A 17,449-nucleotide genomic window follows, 5' to 3' on the forward strand; every position below is an offset into this window, starting at 1 on the left:
GGTGATGGCTTTAACATCTGTGGTCCTGAGGAGAAACGGTACATGGTGCTGATGATCGTCAGCGGGCGTTCGGGCTCCGGGAAATCGGTCGCCCTGCGCGCGCTGGAAGATATGGGCTTTTACTGCGTGGATAACCTGCCGGTGGTGCTTCTGCCCGAGCTGGCCCGTTCGCTGGCGGATCGGCAGATCTCTGCGGCAGTCAGCATCGACGTGCGTAACATGCCTGAATCGCCGGAGATCTTTGAGCAGGCGATGAGCAATCTGCCAGAGGCCTTTTCACCTCAGCTGCTGTTCCTTGATGCCGACCGCAATACGTTGATTCGTCGCTACAGTGACACCCGCCGTTTGCATCCGCTCTCCAGTAAAAATCTGTCGCTGGAAAGTGCCATTGACCAGGAGAGCGATCTGCTGGAGCCGCTGCGCTCGCGCGCCGATCTGATCGTTGATACCTCAGAGATGTCGGTCCATGAGCTGGCGGAGATGCTGCGCACCCGTCTGCTGGGTAAACGCGAACGCGAGCTGACGATGGTCTTTGAATCGTTCGGCTTTAAGCACGGCATTCCTATTGATGCGGACTACGTGTTTGACGTGCGCTTCTTACCGAACCCGCACTGGGATCCGAAGCTGCGCCCGATGACCGGCCTGGATAAGCCGGTCGCAGCCTTCCTTGACAGACATACGGAAGTGCATAACTTTATCTATCAGACGCGCAGCTATCTTGAACTCTGGTTGCCGATGCTGGAGACAAACAATCGCAGCTACCTGACGGTGGCGATTGGTTGTACCGGGGGTAAACACCGTTCGGTCTATATTGCTGAGCAACTGGCTGACTATTTCCGCTCGCGCGGTAAAAACGTGCAGTCCCGTCATCGTACGCTGGAAAAACGTAAAACATGACCGTAAAGCAGACCGTTGAAATCACCAACAAGCTGGGCATGCATGCCCGCCCGGCGATGAAGTTATTTGAACTGATGCAGGGATTTGACGCGGAAGTTCTGCTGCGTAACGACGAAGGCACCGAAGCCGAAGCCAACAGCGTCATCGCTCTGCTGATGCTGGATTCGGCAAAGGGCCGTCAGATTGAAATTGAAGCCACTGGCCCGCAGGAAGTGGAGGCGCTGGCAGCAGTCATTGCGCTGTTCAACGCCGGGTTTGATGAAGATTAATGCAGCTTATTGGCCTGCATAAATCCTTCCCCACCGAGCTGGCGCATCTGGCGCAGGATCCACGCCTGACGGCTACGTACATAGCCTGATGGCGCACTGGCCTTAAAGCGAATCGGGTTCGGTAACACAGCCGCCAGCAGCGCGGCCTCCGACGCTGTCAGACGGCTTGCAGGTTTGTTGAAATAGCGCTGCGCCGCGGCTTCGACCCCAAATATCCCTTCGCCAAATTCCGCGATATTGAGATATACCGTCAGGATCCGTTTCTTACTCCACACCGTTTCGATACCCAGCGTCAGCCCGGCTTCAAAGCCCTTTCTCACCCAGCTGCGACCATCCCATAAAAACAGGTTCTTCGCCGTCTGCTGAGAAAGCGTGGATGCTCCGCGGATACGGCTCTCGTTGCGCTCGTTATGCGCTAGCGCCTTCTCGATCGCCCCGACGTCAAACCCCCAGTGCTGAGGGAATTTTTGATCTTCGGCGGCAATCACGGCGAGCCCCATCCAGGGGGAGATCTCATCCATACTCACCCAGTCAGAGTGCGCAAAGTAGCTGAAATTACCGCTCAGCCAGTTGCTCACCTGACGTTCAACCATTACCGCTGAAAATGGCACTGGCAGAAAGCTGAACAGGGCGATACCCCCACCCCAGAAAACCGCCATGATCAACAGAATGCGAATGACGATCCGTCTTAACCAACCCGCTTTCGGACGTCTTAACTTCATGCAGCGAGCACCAGTACGCGCGTAACCAGCTTCTCAATGCCCGTCGCCGCTTCCGCAATATTTTGTGCCAGCATGTAAGCGGGTGTGGTGACGATCCTGTTCTCTTCGTCGACCACAATATCATCCACCGGGCAGGGGATATGCTCACCGCCCATATCCTCGATAGCCTCAGCGGTATCAATATCCGTTCCGATGGTCAGGCGCAGCGGCATATCAAAAATGGCTGGCAGCATCGCAGGGGCGATACAGATAAAGCCCAACGGTTTGCCGGCTTCATGCATCTGCAGCGCCAGCGCTTTTAAATCACTGTCTACCCGGCAACCATTTCCCTGGGCGGCAAAATCGCTCAGGTTTTTTGCCGCGCCAAAACCGCCTGGCACAATCAGCGCGTCCAGCTCGGTAGCCCGGGCCTCGCTGAGCGGACGAACCTGTCCACGGGCAATCCGCGCGGCCTCGATCAGGACGTTACGGCTTTCGGCCATCGTTTCGCCGGTCAGGTGGTTGATCACGTCTACCTGGGTTTTATCCGGGGCGAAGCAGACCGCTTCGGCGCCGTTACGCGCCAGAGCCAGTAGCGTCAAAACAGCTTCATGAATTTCAGAACCATCGTAAACACCACACCCGCTCAGTACCACGCCAACCTTTTTCATCCTGGGATCCCTCTCGAAAAATGCTAAATGCACATTAAAGATTCTGATTAAAACGGTATGCTTCACACATTTAACTGATTCATGTAACAACGTATTTAAGATTTGCTATCTTAACTGCGTGCAGCCTAAAGTTTCCGGCTACGCCATTTACGAAAAAAACTATTTTTATTCAGGCGCAGCCAAGATTTCCCTGGTGTTGGCGCAGTATTCGCGCACCCCGGTCTACCGGGGTCATTTTTTTCTGCTCTCCACCCAGGCTTTCAGCACGGCCACATCGTTCTGCCACTCCTGCTTCATCTCCTCAACCCATTCACCCACGTTATCTTCCCACGCGGGTAAATCCGGAGACTGAATCTGCTGACCAAGCTGCTGCAGATGACGCAAACCCACCGATCCAGCCGCTCCTTTGATTTTGTGGCCTTCTTCAACGATGCCTTTCTTATCCCGCGCCGTCAGGTTTGACTCAAGCACGTTTAAATAGCCCGGCATCATCTTCTCGAAAATCGCCAGGCCATCGGTAATCAACTTCGGACCAACCAGATCGATGTACTGCTCGAGCATGTCGATATCCAGCAAAGACTGCGCTTTCTCTGTATCTACCTTCGTCATGGTGCTCTCCTCTTCGTCACAGGTGTCCCAGAACTTCTTGATCATGGCGGTTAAGGCGGGTACCGCCAGCGGTTTGCTCAGTACATCGTCCATACCAGCATCCAGGTACTCTTTTTTGTCTTTCAGCACGTTGGCGGTCAGCGCCACCAGCGGCGGCAGTTCGTCGCTGGCGTAACGGCTCGTCAGCTCGCGCGAGATATCCAGCCCGGTCATGTCCGGCAACTGAATGTCCAGCAGCACCAGGTCATATTCGCCCGGCGTGAACATCTCCAGCGCGGCTTTACCGGTCATGGCGACGTCCACGCTGCTGCCCAGTTTCTCCAGCACCGAGCGCGCGACAATCACGTTCAGCTCGATATCTTCCACCAGCAGCACATGCAGGGCAGGCAGCGGCATATCGTCATGGGCAAAGGTGTCTTCGACCTCTTCCGCCACTGCCGGGGCCCGAACGCTGAGTTTAAAGACAGAGCCGTGCCCAGGGTTGCTGGTCACCGTGATATCACCGCCCATGCTCTTCGCCAGACGGCGCGATACCGCCAGACCGATGCCGGTCCCGGTAGCGGGTTTGCCCCCGTGGCTGTCTTTAACCTGGTAATACATGGCGAAGATTTTGTCCTGCTCCTCCTGCGGGATCCCGATCCCGGAATCTTCCACCTCGAAGTGCAGCATCTCCCCCTCGCCGTAGCGCACGCGAACCGCCACCTGACCACTCTGGGTGAATTTGACCGCGTTACTGATTAAGTTCCACAGGATCTGGCGCAGGCGCGTACCGTCGGTCACCACCTTATGCGGCAGCGGCAGGGTTGGCTCCATCACAAAGCGTAGCCCTTTCTGCTGCGCCTGCAGACCAGAGAGGTTTTCCAGATCGGCCAGGAAGCTGGTGAAGTCCACCGGCTGGTTATCCAGTTGGACTTTGCGCCGCTCCATCTTATCCATATCAATAATATCGTTGAAGATATTGCCGAGCGTGACCGCCGAGACATGGATGGTTTTAAGATATTTCTCCTGCTCGGCCGTCAGTTCGGTGTCGAGCAGAATGCGGCTTAACCCGACGATACCGTTAAGCGGAGTACGCAGTTCATGGCTGATGGTGGAGATAAAGGTCGTTTTATCCCGGCTGGCGCGCTCCAGCGCATCCTGGTAGCGCTTACGCTCGGTAATATCACGCCCGAAGCCCATCAGCCCGTGGCGTTTCCCGACGCGGTCGTAGTACGGCACTTTACGGATTTCGAAGCAGGCTTTGCGCCCGTCCGGGTAGTCGAGCCACTGCTCGTAGGTCAGGGAGACGTTGTGACGGAACACCTTCTCATCGGTTTCGATAACTTTGGCTGCCGCCTCCGGAGAGTAGACATCCTGCGGGCGCAGATTGATAAGCTGTTTTTCGCTCTTACCGGTCAGTAACTCCATCGCCCGGTTACAGCCGGAAAACTCTTTATCCTCATTGCGGTAGAAAACCAGGTCCGGGGAGGCATCAAGGAAAGAGCGCAGGAACGAAGACTGCTGTTCAAGCTGGATCTGCGTCTGTTCACGCTCTTTCATTTCGATTTTCAGCTGTTCCAGCGTAGTCTGGCGCTCAGCCTCCGCTTTTTCACGATCTGAGATCTCCTGGTTCAGCTGAGCGATGTTGTCTTTTAGCTGCACGTTGAGCTTCAGATCGCGCTCGCGCATCTCTTCCAGCTTTTCCACCAGCCGGGTCAGCCGCTGGCGGGACTCCTCCAGCTGCTCAACCACCACCGAGAGGAAATAGACCGCCCAGGGCGTAATCAGCAGGCCAAAGAAAATGGAACGTATAAGGTCGATACTCTCAACCTGGCCGTGGAGCACCATGGTAATGGCCATCTGTACCACAATCGCCAGCACCACCAGCGCCAGCGCCAGCAACAGGGAGAAGCGCACCAGGCCAAGCTTCATCATCAGATCGACATAGTATTGCGCCAGTAACCGAATTTGCTTCATAAGGGATCTCTTCACGACGTCATCGCACAATAATACTCAAATTCCAGGCAAGACGTTGAAGGTTGTGCAAAAAAGTGAGGGGTAAAACAGGCGATGCGCCTCACTTCCCAAGCAGGGAAGTGAGGCGGGAGGGATTACGAGCGCTTCAGCAGCAGCCAGAGGCTGATCACGAAGAAGGAGGCGCTCGGTAGCAGCGCGCCAATCACCGGCGGTATACCGTACACCAGCGTCAGCGGGCCGAAGATTTGGTCCAGAACGTAGAAGACAAAACCGAAGCTGATACCTGTCACGACACGCACCCCCATCGGGACGCTACGTAGCGGGCCAAAGATAAACGACAATGCCATCAGCATCATCACCGCCACCGAGAGCGGCTGGAAGACCTTGCTCCACATGTTGAGCTGATAACGTCCGGAATCCTGGCCGCTCGATTTCAGGTACTTCACGTAGTTGTACAGGCCGCTGATGGAGAGAGCATCCGGATCCAGCGCAACCACCCCGAGCTTATCCGGCGTCAGGTTGGTTTTCCAGGTACCAGAGACCGTTTGTGACCCGGTGATCTGTTTTGGATCCTGCAGGTTTGATTCATCTACCTGCGACAGACGCCAGACCTTGTTATCAGTATCAAACGTGGCCGACGCGGCGTAACGCACCGCCTGCAGACGACGCTGATCGTTAAAGCTGTAAATGCTCACACCGCCGAGGGAGTTATCGCCCGTGACGCGTTCGATGTAGACAAAGTTATTGCCATCTTTCGCCCACAGCCCCTGCTGGGTAGAGAGCAACGAGCCGCCATACATCATTTGCGCGCGGTAGTTACGCGCCATCTGTTCTCCCTGTGGCGCAACCCACTCCCCCATCGCCATGGTCAGCAATACCAGCGGGATGGCCGTTTTCATGACGGAGAGCGCCACCTGCATACGGGTAAAGCCGGAGGCCTGCATGACCACCAGCTCACTGCGCTGCGCCAGCATCCCCAGCCCCAGCAACGCCCCTAACAGCGCCGCCATCGGGAAGAAGATTTGCACATCTTTTGGAATGCTGAGCAGGGTATACATGCCCGCGCCCATGGCATCGTAGCTCCCCTGCCCGGCCTTTTTCAGCTGGTCCACAAACTTGATGATGCCGGAGAGCGACACCAGCATGAATAAGGTCATCATGATGGTGGTGAAAATGGTTTTACCGATATAGCGGTCAAGAACGCCAAACGCCTGCATTACACCGCTCCTTTACGCATAAACCGGGCCCGCACGCGGCGCATCGGCACGGTGTCCCACAGGTTGAGGGCAACGGCCAACAGCAGATAGAGTCCGTTAATTACCCAGGTCCAGATAACCGGGTCAATTTTTCCTTTGCCGCCGTTCGATTTGATCGACGTTTGCAGCAGGAAGAACACCAGATAAAGCAGCATGGCGGGCAGCATGGAGAGCACCCGTCCCTGACGTGGGTTTACCACGCTAAGCGGCACCACCATCAACGCCATCATAAAGACGGTAAACACCAGCGTGATTCGCCAGTGCAGCTCCGCGCGGGCGCGATTGGTATCGGTATTGATCAACGTGCGCATGTCCATCTGCTCGGTATCGCTGGGATCCAGCGCAACCGCCTGATGACCAATAATTGCCTGATAGTTCTGGAAGTCAGTGATGCGGAAATCACGCAGCAGCGCCGTGCCTTCAAAGCGGGTGCCTTTGTTCAGCGTCACAATCTGCGAACCGTCTTTCCCCTGCGCCAGCTGACCGGAATCGGCCACTACAACAGAGGGACGGGCATTGCCCTTGGGACGGATTTGCGCGAGGAATACATCGTTAAAGCGGTTGCCATCCACGCTTTCGATAAACAGCACGGAGTTACCATCCGTTGCCTGCTGGAACTGCCCCTGGGCCAGCGCGGCCATACCGGGGTTGGCTTTCGCCTCCGCCAGCACTTCATCCTGATGACGAGAAGAGACCGGACCGGCCCACATGACGTTTACGGCGGCCACGATGCCGGTGAATAACGCCAGGAGCATAGCGGCTTTAACCAGAACCGCTTTGCTCAGACCGCACGCATGCATGACGGTGATTTCACTTTCGGTATAGAGTTTACCGAGCGTCATCAGCAGTCCGAGGAAAAGGCTAAGTGGCAGGATAAGCTGCGCCATTTCAGGCACGCCCAGCCCAAGCAGAGAAAGCACCAGATTTGTGGGAATTTCGCCATCAACAGCCGCGCCGAGGATCCTTACCAGTTTCTGACAGAAAAAGATCAGAAGCAGTATGAAGAGTATCGCCAGCTGGCTTTTGAGCGTCTCCCGCACCAGATATCTTATGATTATCACATTAAATACGCCCGTAAAAACCCGTCTCTTTGCAGGAAAATCGCTTGTTTCATGGCTTAAACGTCATTTATTCTCTTGAGTCGTCGAAATCATCGCTAAGATTAGAACACCCGACGGATTCGCGCTTCAGGAGTTATTATGACGTGCCGAAACCGTAATAACGTAAGATTAACACGAAGTCACCGCAACAGCGGGTACGAGTTACGAAAGGTTTCAATTCTATCCGTAGCTGCCGCTGTTGTCTTTAAGATTCAGGAGCGTAGTTCATGGAGTTCAGTGTAAAAAGCGGTAGCCCGGAGAAACAGCGGAGTGCCTGCATCGTTGTCGGCGTGTTTGAACCCCGCAGACTCTCTCCAATCGCCGAACAACTCGATAAGATCAGTGACGGCTACATTAGCGCCCTGCTGCGTCGCGGCGAGCTGGAAGGCAAGCCGGGCCAGACATTGCTGCTGCATCATGTGCCTAACGTCCTCTCCGAGCGCATCCTGCTGATTGGCTGTGGCAAGGAGCGTGAGCTGGACGAGCGCCAGTACAAACAGGTCATTCAGAAAACGATCAATACGCTGAATGATACTGGCTCAATGGAGGCCGTCTGCTTCCTGACCGAACTGCACGTCAAAGGCCGCAATACCTACTGGAAAGTACGCCAGGCGGTTGAGACAGCCAAAGAGACCCTTTACAGCTTCGATCAGCTGAAAACCACTAAAAGCGAACCGCGTCGTCCGCTGCGTAAGATGGTCTTTAACGTCCCGACCCGTCGCGAGCTGACCAGCGGTGAACGCGCTATTCAGCATGGCCTGGCTATTGCAGCCGGTATCAAGGCCGCGAAAGACCTGGGCAATATGCCGCCTAACATCTGTAACGCGGGCTACCTTGCGTCACAGGCGCGTCAGCTGGCTGACTCCTACAGCAAAAATGTTGTCACCCGCGTGATTGGCGAACAGCAGATGAAAGAGCTGGGGATGCACTCCTACCTCGCCGTCGGCAACGGTTCACAAAATGAATCCCTGATGTCGGTCATTGAGTACAAAGGCAACCCGGCAGAAGACGTACGTCCGATTGTGCTGGTGGGTAAAGGCCTGACCTTCGACTCCGGCGGTATCTCCATCAAGCCTGCCGAAGGCATGGACGAGATGAAGTACGACATGTGCGGCGCGGCGGCGGTTTACGGCGTAATGCGCATGGTGGCCGAGCTGCAACTGCCAATCAACGTGATTGGCGTGCTGGCGGGCTGTGAAAACATGCCGGGTGGTCGCGCCTATCGTCCAGGTGACGTCCTTACCACCATGTCCGGGCAGACCGTTGAAGTCCTGAACACCGACGCCGAAGGCCGTCTGGTACTGTGCGACGTGCTGACCTACGTTGAGCGCTTCGATCCGGAAGCGGTTATCGACGTAGCAACCCTGACCGGCGCCTGCGTGATTGCCTTGGGTCACCACATCACCGGCCTGATGTCGAACCACAACCCGCTGGCGCATGAGCTGATTGGTGCCTCCGAGCAGGCGGGCGATCGTGCATGGCGTCTGCCGCTGGGCGATGAGTATCAGGAGCAGCTGGAGTCTAACTTTGCGGATATGGCGAATATCGGCGGTCGTCCTGGCGGTGCTATCACCGCGGGCTGCTTCCTGTCGCGCTTTACCCGCAAGTACAATTGGGCACACCTGGATATCGCGGGCACCGCATGGCGCTCCGGTAAAGCCAAAGGCGCAACTGGCCGTCCAGTGGCTCTGCTGTCGCAGTTCCTGCTCAATCGCGCCGGTTTTAACGGCGACGAGTAAGGGTAAATGCCGGGTGGCGGCGTCGCCTTACCCGGCCTACAAACGGCAGTAAACCGTAGGCCCGGTAAGCGTAGCGCCACCGGGCTTAAGCATTTAAAGTCACCACAAGAAACCCCATATATGAAAAACGCAACGTTCTATCTTCTGGACAATGACACCCAACAGGATGGCTTAAGCGCCGTTGAACAACTGGTGTGTGACATTGCCGCAGAACGTTGGCGCGCGGGTCTTCGCGTGCTGATTGCCTGCGAAGATGAGCAGCAGGCCATCCGTCTGGATGAAGCGCTGTGGGCACGACCGCCGGAAAGTTTTGTTCCGCATAATCTGGCGGGAGAAGGACCGCGCGGCGGTGCGCCGGTGGAGATCGCCTGGCCGCAAAAGCGTAACAGCAGTCCACGCGATATTCTGATTAGCCTGCGCAGCGGCTTTGCAGATTTTGCCACCGCTTTCACAGAAGTGATAGACTTTGTCCCTCACGAAGATTCCCTGAAACAACTGGCGCGCGAACGCTATAAAGCGTACCGCCTGGCTGGTTTTAACCTGAATACGGCAACCTGGAAATAATGGAAAAGACATATAACCCACGCGATATCGAACAGCCGCTTTACGAGCACTGGGAACAGCAGGGCTATTTCAAGCCTAACGGCGATGAAAGCAAAGAGTCCTTCTGCATCATGATCCCGCCGCCGAACGTCACCGGCAGTTTGCATATGGGGCATGCCTTCCAGCAGACCATCATGGATACCATGATCCGTTACCAGCGCATGCAGGGCAAAAACACCCTGTGGCAGGCCGGTACTGACCACGCGGGTATCGCTACCCAGATGGTGGTTGAGCGTAAGATTGCCGCTGAAGAAGGTAAAACCCGTCACGACTATGGCCGCGACGCCTTTATCGACAAAATCTGGCAGTGGAAAGCGGAATCTGGCGGCACCATTACCCGTCAGATGCGCCGTCTCGGCAACTCCGTGGACTGGGAGCGCGAGCGCTTCACCATGGACGAAGGTCTTTCCAATGCCGTTAAAGAAGTGTTCGTCCGTCTGTATAAAGAAGACCTGATTTACCGTGGCAAGCGCCTGGTAAACTGGGACCCGAAACTGCGCACCGCCATCTCTGACCTGGAAGTGGAAAACCGCGAGTCGAAAGGCTCCATGTGGCACATCCGCTATCCGCTGGCCGACGGCGCAAAAACCGCAGACGGTAAAGATTACCTGATTGTCGCCACCACCCGACCAGAAACCCTGCTGGGCGATACCGGCGTGGCCGTTAACCCGGAAGATCCGCGTTACAAAGATCTGATTGGTAAATTTGTGGTGCTGCCGCTAGTGAACCGCCGTATTCCAATTGTGGGCGACGAACACGCCGACATGGAAAAAGGTACCGGCTGCGTGAAGATCACCCCGGCACACGACTTTAACGACTACGAAGTGGGTCGTCGTCACGCCCTGCCAATGATCAACATTCTGACCTTTGACGGCGATATCCGTGAAAGCGCAGAAGTGTATGACACCAAAGGCAACGAATCTGACGTTTACTCAAGCGACATTCCGGCTGAGTTCCAGAAGCTGGAGCGCTTCGCCGCGCGTAAAGCGATCGTTGCCGCTGTCGACGCCCTGGGCCTGCTGGACGAAATCAAGCCGCACGACCTGACTGTCCCCTATGGCGACCGTGGCGGCGTGGTGATCGAGCCGATGCTGACCGACCAGTGGTACGTCCGTGCTGACGTGCTGGCGAAACCGGCGGTTGAAGCGGTCGAAAACGGCGACATCCAGTTCGTACCGAAGCAGTACGAAAACATGTACTTCTCCTGGATGCGCGATATTCAGGACTGGTGTATCTCCCGTCAGCTGTGGTGGGGTCACCGTATCCCGGCATGGTATGACAACGAAGGCAATGTCTACGTTGGCCGTACTGAAGACGAAGTGCGTCAGGAAAACAACCTGAGCGCGGACGTTGCCCTGCGTCAGGACGAAGACGTACTGGACACCTGGTTCTCCTCCGCGCTGTGGACCTTCTCCACCCTCGGCTGGCCAGAAAACACCGATGCGCTGCGTCAGTTCCACCCAACCAGCGTGATGGTCTCCGGCTTCGACATTATCTTCTTCTGGATCGCCCGCATGATCATGATGACCATGCACTTCATCAAAGATGAAAACGGCAAGCCGCAGGTTCCGTTCCATACCGTCTATATGACCGGTCTGATTCGTGACGACGAAGGCCAGAAGATGTCCAAGTCCAAGGGTAACGTTATTGACCCACTGGATATGGTTGACGGTATCTCTCTGGAAGAACTGCTGGAAAAACGTACCGGCAACATGATGCAGCCGCAGCTGGCTGAGAAGATCCGCAAGCGCACCGAGAAGCAGTTCCCGAACGGCATTGAGCCGCACGGTACCGACGCCCTGCGTTTCACCCTAGCGGCGCTGGCCTCTACTGGCCGTGACATTAACTGGGACATGAAGCGTCTGGAAGGTTACCGTAACTTCTGTAACAAGCTGTGGAACGCCAGCCGCTTTGTGCTGATGAACACCGAGGATCAGGATTGCGGCTTTAACGGCGGCGAAATGACCCTGTCCCTGGCAGACCGCTGGATCCTGGCTGAATTCAACCAGACCATTAAAGCGTTCCGCGAGGCGCTGGATAACTATCGCTTCGATATTGCGGCAGGCATTCTGTACGAATTCACCTGGAACCAGTTCTGCGACTGGTACCTGGAGCTGACCAAGCCGGTCATGAACGGCGGCACTGAAGCGGAACTGCGCGGCACGCGCCATACGCTGATTACCGTTCTGGAAGGTCTGCTGCGCCTGGCGCACCCGATCATCCCGTTCATCACCGAAACCATCTGGCAGCGTGTGAAGGTCATTGCCGGTATCAATGCCGATACCATCATGTTGCAGCCGTTCCCGTCCTTCGATGCCACGCAGATTGATGAAGCCGCCGCATCCGATACTGAATGGCTGAAGCAGGCAATCATTGCGGTGCGTAATATCCGTGCCGAAATGAACATCGCCCCGGGCAAACCACTGGCGCTGTTACTGCGCGGTTGCAGCGAAGCGGCACAGCGTCGCGTGACCGAGAACAGCACCTTCCTGCAGACCATGGCGCGTCTGGAGAGCATCACCGTACTGCCAGCCGATGATAAAGGTCCGGTCTCCGTGACCAAAATCATCGATGGCGCCGAGCTGCTGATCCCGATGGCGGGCCTGATTGACAAAGATGCAGAGCTGGCACGTCTGGCGAAAGAAGTGGCTAAAGTTGACGATGAAATTGGCCGTATCGAAAGCAAACTGTCCAATGAAGGCTTCGTTGCCCGTGCCCCGGAAGCGGTGATCGCCAAAGAGCGTGAAAAGCTGAACGGTTATGCACAAGCGAAAGCGAAGCTGATTGAGCAGCAGGCGGTGATCGCCGCGCTCTAATCGCACATACAGACGGAACAAAAAAGCCGGAGTACGCTCCGGCTTTTTTTATTCAGTTTCTATTTTACATAACGAAACCACTGCACAAACGAGTCGTTACATTGGGTTCCGGCTGGCTCTCTTCAATGTCAGTAGACACACTATCCAGATCGCCAACAACAGCAGTATTCTCAGCCAGATAACGTAATAAACCAATTTTTGCCCATGGATAAGCCAGCCCCAGCGTTATAGCCGACAGGAAAACTAAACCTAAAAGGCGCGGAGCCATTCCAGAGAATGTCAGCGTAGAGCGGAATCGAATGCTTTCCCCCAGTACCAGATTATTCATGGCAAGATTACGTAAAGCGCCCCAAAGATACGCCTTCGATAAAACGGCGCCGATCCCCAGAACGAGATAGCAAAAAACAACCCAGCCTGAATTTGTCAATATATATCTCTCCGCTGTACTGCCATTGCATATACCCAGCATACAGCTCGTCATCATCCCGGAAAAAAGGGAAACCAGTACCCAGATAATGAATAAAATAAAGGGGATCATTATTGCCGCGGCCCATAAGAAAATAATGATGCAACGTTTGCTACTAATCAAAATGCTGAATGTATTTGCGCCAAATGAGAGACCATTCCCTATTAACTCCATTAAATGGCTATAAACGAGGCCGTAAATGACACTGCTTGCCACAAAAATGAGCAGCAATACCACAGCGGCGCGAAATAGCATATCGCTGAGACTCATTGGATCCCTGACAATCAGACTCAACATCACCGTCACCAGCGCGGCCATCACCACGGGCAGCCCAATCATCACCCACCATGCACGAAGTGCAGACGTTTGAAAATTAAAATGGATGGAATTGAGTGACGTCATCATGAGGTGATAGCTGATCCCCTTTACGATCATAAACGGCAGAGCCAGCAAGATAAAAAGCAGCGTACCGACACCTTCGGCATCCGGGATAATGAAGAGTTGCGCCAGCGATACCAGCGTTAACACGACCAGGATGAAAAGCCAACTGAGCAGGATCGTGCCGCCACGCGCCCTGTAGGCAAAACGCGCCCCTTTTAGCTCCATGTTCTCACAGATATAGCGCCGCGTACGCACCAACGCCCAGGGAATAAATATGCCGAATGTAATAATCGATAAAATGACATTAACTAAACAGATAATAAAATAGGGTTTAACCTGCCCATGAAATATAAAATGTTGCGTGTTATTATGTTGCCCTAATAGTGCACTCATAAATATATCGCCCTTGTATTTTTAATAACAAATAAAAACCCAGCCTTGCTCGAACAAACAAAAGGATATATTGATTTCCGTTTCGTCAGCAATGCATTAAACACGTACCTTGCGCCATTAAAAAAATAGTGGTATTAAAGAAACGTATAGTTTTCTGAATTGAAATTGAGTTATTTATGAATCTTGTTGCGCCAAAGACCGCCTCACTACGCCGCCTCTCTGCGCAGGATAATGCCGCGATAGCCGCTGTTATCCGTCAGGTTTCCGCAGAATATGGCCTGACCGCCGATAAAGGCTACACCGTGGCCGACCCTAATCTGGATGAACTTTTTCAGCTGTACAGCCAGCCGGGTGCAGCCTATTGGGTGGTTGAGCAAGAGGGTCAGGTCGTAGGTGGAGGTGGGGTTGCGCCATTAGTTTGCAGCGAACCCGATATCTGCGAGCTGCAAAAGATGTATTTCCTGCCCGTTGTCCGTGGACAAGGCCTGGCGAAAAAACTGGCGTTACTGGCGATGGATCACGCCCGCGCTCAAGGGTTTAAACGCTGCTATCTTGAAACCACTGCCTTCCTGACCGAAGCCATCAGGCTGTACGAGCATCTCGGCTTTGAGCATATCGACCAGCCCCTGGGCTGTACCGGCCATGTTGATTGCGAAGTGCGAATGCTGAAAACGCTGTAACCTCTCTCCTGCCCCCTTCTGTTAAGCGGTTGTAAACTGAATGCTCTACACTCTCAGTTCAACACCACGAAGGGGAAAACTGATGTCAAAGATAAAAAGCTACGCCGCACCGCAGGCGGGTGCAGAGCTTGAGCTGTACGAATACGATGCGGGCGAGCTGAAAGCAGAAGACGTCGAAGTGCAGGTGGATTACTGCGGCATTTGCCATTCCGACCTGTCGATGATCGATAACGAATGGGGCTTTTCACAATACCCGCTGATTGCCGGTCACGAAGTGATCGGGCGCGTTGTTGCCCTGGGCGATGCCGCGCAGGATAAAGGGCTGAAAATTGGTCAGCGCGTGGGCATTGGCTGGACAGCCCGTAGCTGTGGTCACTGTGATGCCTGTATCAGCGGCAACCAGATCAACTGTCTGGAAGGGGCCACACCCACCATCCTGAACAACGGCGGTTTCGCCGACAAACTGCGCGCCGACTGGCAGTGGGTCATTCCTCTCCCTGAGCAGATGGATATTGAATCTGCGGGTCCGCTGCTGTGCGGCGGTATCACGGTTTTCAAACCGCTGCTGATGCACCACGTCACCGCCACCAGTCGCGTAGGGGTGATTGGCATCGGTGGTCTGGGCCATATTGCCATTAAGCTGCTGCATGCGATGGGCTGTGAAGTGACCGCCTTTAGCTCAAACCCGGCCAAAGAGCAGGAAGTGCTGGCGATGGGTGCTGACAAAGTGGTCAACAGCCGCGATCCCGAGGCGCTGACCGCCCTGGCGGGGCAGTTCGATCTGATCATCAACACCGTAAATGTCGATCTCGACTGGCAGCCCTACTTTGAAGCGCTGGCCTATGGCGGAAACTTCCATACCGTCGGTGCCGTGCTGAAGCCGCTCCCGGTTCCCGCCTTTACGCTGATCGGTGGCGACCGTAGCATCTCCGGTTCCGCAACCGGCACACCGTACGAGCTGCGCAAACTGATGAAGTTTGCCGGCCGCACCGGAGTCGCGCCGACCATCGAGATGTACCCGATGTCGAAAATCAACGAAGCGATCCAGCATGTCCGTGACGGCAAAGCCCGTTACCGTGTAGTGCTAAAAGCGGATTTTTGACGTGAATGTGCCGGGTGGCGGCTACGCCTTACCCGGCCTACATGTGCTTTGTAGGCCCGGTAAGCGTAGCGCCACCGGGCGTTTCTCTACAATCGCACCAGAGCCGCAAACACCTCGGCCACCGCAACCGCGCCAGGATCGGCAACACCCTGCAGATTCTCCTTATTCACATACGATGAACGCCCTGCCCCGGCTTTGCCCATGCTCGTCGTGGCATCTGCCCCCTCTTTTGCCGCCCTGACGGCAGCCTGAAGCCCCTCTTTCTGCCACGCTTCCAGCGCGGGCTGCAGCGCATCAATCAGCGTGCGATCCCCCAGCTCGGCACCGCCATAGTGCTTCATTTGCGCAAGCCCGGTCAGCAAGGCATCCGGCAGGGGCTTACCGCTACGCAGCCCCTCCCCGGCGGCGGTAAAGAAGATCGACATCAACACCCCGCTTGAACCGCCCATCACCGTCGCCAGCCGCTCACCCACCAGCAGCAACAGCTGCGGCAGATCGTTCAGCGGCAGGCGATCCTCTTCCAGCCATTGCGCAATGTCCCGCGCGCCTTGCGCAAAGGTCGAACCGGTATCGCCATCACCCACTTTCGCGTCCAGGGCGTTAAGGCGGTTTTCCAGGGCGATTAACCGCTCCGCCACCGCAGCGACGTGCTGCGCCACCTGTGCATTTGCCGATGGGGTAAACTCCACGCTGTCGTGCAGCGGAGTGTGCGTTAACGTACGCAGCGGCGCAAAGGCGACGGGCTTTTGCCAGCCCAGCGTCTCCACCGGGGCGTTCAGCGCCTGCTCAAATGCCGCGTTCAGCTTCAGCAGCGATAACGAAAAGCCTTTCATGTCCAGCGAGCTCACCAGCGGCGCCGGGCCAATCAAATACGCAATCTGATCCTTCAGGGCGGAATGCGCCAGTTCTTTGGTCAGCAGCGCCATCTCAAGGGCCGACACGCCGCCGAGGTTATTGATAAGCACCGCCAGTCGTCCCTCCCTCGCCTGCGCCAGCAGCGGTTGTACCAGCGTATCGATAATTTCCCTGCTGTTTTGGGTCTCCACCACCGATGCCCCGGGCTCGCCGTGGATCCCCAGCCCCAGCTCGACATGACCTTTTTTGATGCGCCCCTCTTCATCGTCGCTGCCCGGCAAGTTGCAGGTTTGCATGGCCACACCCAGGCTCCAGAGATTATCGCAGGCCTGGCGGGCCATATCGCGCACCTCGTTTAGCGACTTGCCCTGTTCGGCAGCATACCCGGCTACCTTATGCACCAGCGCGGTTCCGGCGATGCCGCGCGGCTGCTTGTTATCCGGCAGGGCAATGTCATCGGCCACGATCACCATCTCCACTTTGAGCCCGTAGCGTTTAGCCTTTTCTGCCGCGAGGCCAAAGTTGAGACGATCCCCGGTGTAGTTTTTGACGATCAGCAGACAGCCACGATCGCCCGTGACGGCCACAATGGCGTTCAGCACCGCCTCGACGCTGGGGGACGCAAACAGATCGCCGCAGACAGCCGCGGTCAGCATCCCTTTACCCACAAAACCCGCGTGCGCCGGTTCATGGCCGGAGCCCCCGCCGGATATCACCGCCACGCGACTTTTATCCCAGTCGGCGCGCACCACCACGCGGATAGCCGGATCGATATCCAGTCTGGCGAGATTGCCGTGCGGGGCGGAGATCAGCATCCCTTCAATGGCATCATTCACCAGCTGTTTGCGGTCGTTAAAGAAGAATCTGGACATAGCTTTCCAATATGTTGTTAACCGTATGCAAAAGCATAGTCCGCGCTGCGTAATGCGCTGCAAACTAAGAAACTGACACATTC

The 17,449-nt window shown here is 55.7% G+C and carries 14 protein-coding genes; 7 read left to right on the top strand and 7 right to left on the bottom strand.

The genetic code is table 11. The features are described 5' to 3' along the window. Positions 1–42: 42 nt before the first annotated feature. Both rapZ and npr read left to right on the top strand, forming a co-directional pair. A complete protein-coding gene (rapZ, locus tag C3406_RS08165; RefSeq protein WP_032614487.1) occupies positions 43–897 on the top strand; it encodes an RNase adapter RapZ in 855 nt (284 codons plus the stop codon). Further along, entirely contained in the window at positions 894–1,166 is a 273-nt protein-coding gene (npr, locus tag C3406_RS08170) for a PTS phosphocarrier protein NPr (protein WP_032614489.1), read from the top strand. Before rapZ ends, npr begins: the two co-directional genes overlap by 4 nt. Here npr and mtgA read toward each other — a convergent pair. From mtgA to lptF, 5 genes are all read right to left on the bottom strand, one after another. After that, positions 1,163–1,888, bottom strand: coding sequence for a monofunctional biosynthetic peptidoglycan transglycosylase (gene mtgA / locus C3406_RS08175; protein WP_103824937.1), 726 nt, complete (start codon positions 1,886–1,888; stop codon positions 1,163–1,165). The two genes, npr and mtgA, sit on opposite strands and share 4 nt — an antisense overlap. Continuing rightward, on the bottom strand, positions 1,885–2,538 hold the full coding sequence (elbB, locus tag C3406_RS08180; RefSeq protein ID WP_103824938.1) for an isoprenoid biosynthesis glyoxalase ElbB: 654 nt from the start codon (positions 2,536–2,538) through the stop codon (positions 1,885–1,887). Before elbB ends, mtgA begins: the two co-directional genes overlap by 4 nt. Positions 2,539–2,769: 231 nt before the next feature. Further along, the gene (gene arcB / locus C3406_RS08185; RefSeq protein WP_103824939.1) at positions 2,770–5,103 is read right to left on the bottom strand and encodes an aerobic respiration two-component sensor histidine kinase ArcB; all 2,334 of its coding nucleotides are present in this window, start codon (positions 5,101–5,103) and stop codon (positions 2,770–2,772) included. Between the two features lie 134 nt (positions 5,104–5,237). After that, positions 5,238–6,320, bottom strand: a complete 1,083-nt coding sequence (lptG, locus tag C3406_RS08190) for an LPS export ABC transporter permease LptG (RefSeq protein WP_103177198.1) — start codon at positions 6,318–6,320, stop codon at positions 5,238–5,240. Then, entirely contained in the window at positions 6,320–7,420 is a 1,101-nt protein-coding gene (gene lptF / locus C3406_RS08195; protein ID WP_103177199.1) for an LPS export ABC transporter permease LptF, read from the bottom strand. The genes lptG and lptF overlap by 1 nt, the downstream gene beginning before the upstream one ends. 266 nt (positions 7,421–7,686) lie before the next feature. On the opposite strand from lptF, the gene pepA reads away from it, so the two are divergent. The 3 genes from pepA (at position 7,687) to C3406_RS08215 (ending at position 12,617) form a co-directional block, all read left to right on the top strand. After that, positions 7,687–9,198, top strand: a complete 1,512-nt coding sequence (gene pepA, locus C3406_RS08205; protein WP_103824940.1) for a leucyl aminopeptidase — start codon at positions 7,687–7,689, stop codon at positions 9,196–9,198. A 120-nt stretch (positions 9,199–9,318) separates the two neighbouring features. Then, positions 9,319–9,762 (top strand): DNA polymerase III subunit chi, encoded by a 444-nt coding sequence (holC, locus tag C3406_RS08210; protein ID WP_103177201.1) that lies wholly within the window; start codon positions 9,319–9,321, stop codon positions 9,760–9,762. Beyond that, positions 9,762–12,617, top strand: a complete 2,856-nt coding sequence (locus C3406_RS08215) for a valine--tRNA ligase (RefSeq protein ID WP_103824941.1) — start codon at positions 9,762–9,764, stop codon at positions 12,615–12,617. The genes holC and C3406_RS08215 overlap by 1 nt, the downstream gene beginning before the upstream one ends. A gap of 64 nt (positions 12,618–12,681) precedes the next feature. Here the strand turns inward: C3406_RS08215 and C3406_RS08220 are convergent, their stop codons facing one another. Continuing rightward, positions 12,682–13,857, bottom strand: coding sequence for a YjgN family protein (locus tag C3406_RS08220; protein ID WP_103824942.1), 1,176 nt, complete (start codon positions 13,855–13,857; stop codon positions 12,682–12,684). Positions 13,858–14,033: 176 nt separating this feature from the next. Between C3406_RS08220 and C3406_RS08225 the strand changes: the two genes are divergently transcribed. Both C3406_RS08225 and ahr read left to right on the top strand, forming a co-directional pair. After that, entirely contained in the window at positions 14,034–14,537 is a 504-nt protein-coding gene (locus tag C3406_RS08225; protein WP_103824943.1) for a GNAT family N-acetyltransferase, read from the top strand. An 82-nt stretch (positions 14,538–14,619) separates the two neighbouring features. Continuing rightward, positions 14,620–15,639, top strand: a complete 1,020-nt coding sequence (gene ahr / locus C3406_RS08230) for an NADPH-dependent aldehyde reductase Ahr (protein WP_103824944.1) — start codon at positions 14,620–14,622, stop codon at positions 15,637–15,639. A gap of 86 nt (positions 15,640–15,725) precedes the next feature. Here the strand turns inward: ahr and C3406_RS08235 are convergent, their stop codons facing one another. Continuing rightward, positions 15,726–17,366, bottom strand: a complete 1,641-nt coding sequence (locus C3406_RS08235) for a dihydroxyacetone kinase subunit DhaK (protein WP_103824945.1) — start codon at positions 17,364–17,366, stop codon at positions 15,726–15,728. Between the last annotated feature and the right edge of the window lie 83 nt (positions 17,367–17,449).

The organism is Leclercia sp. LSNIH8 (assembly GCF_002920195.1).
Classification (GTDB): Bacteria; Pseudomonadota; Gammaproteobacteria; order Enterobacterales; family Enterobacteriaceae; genus Enterobacter.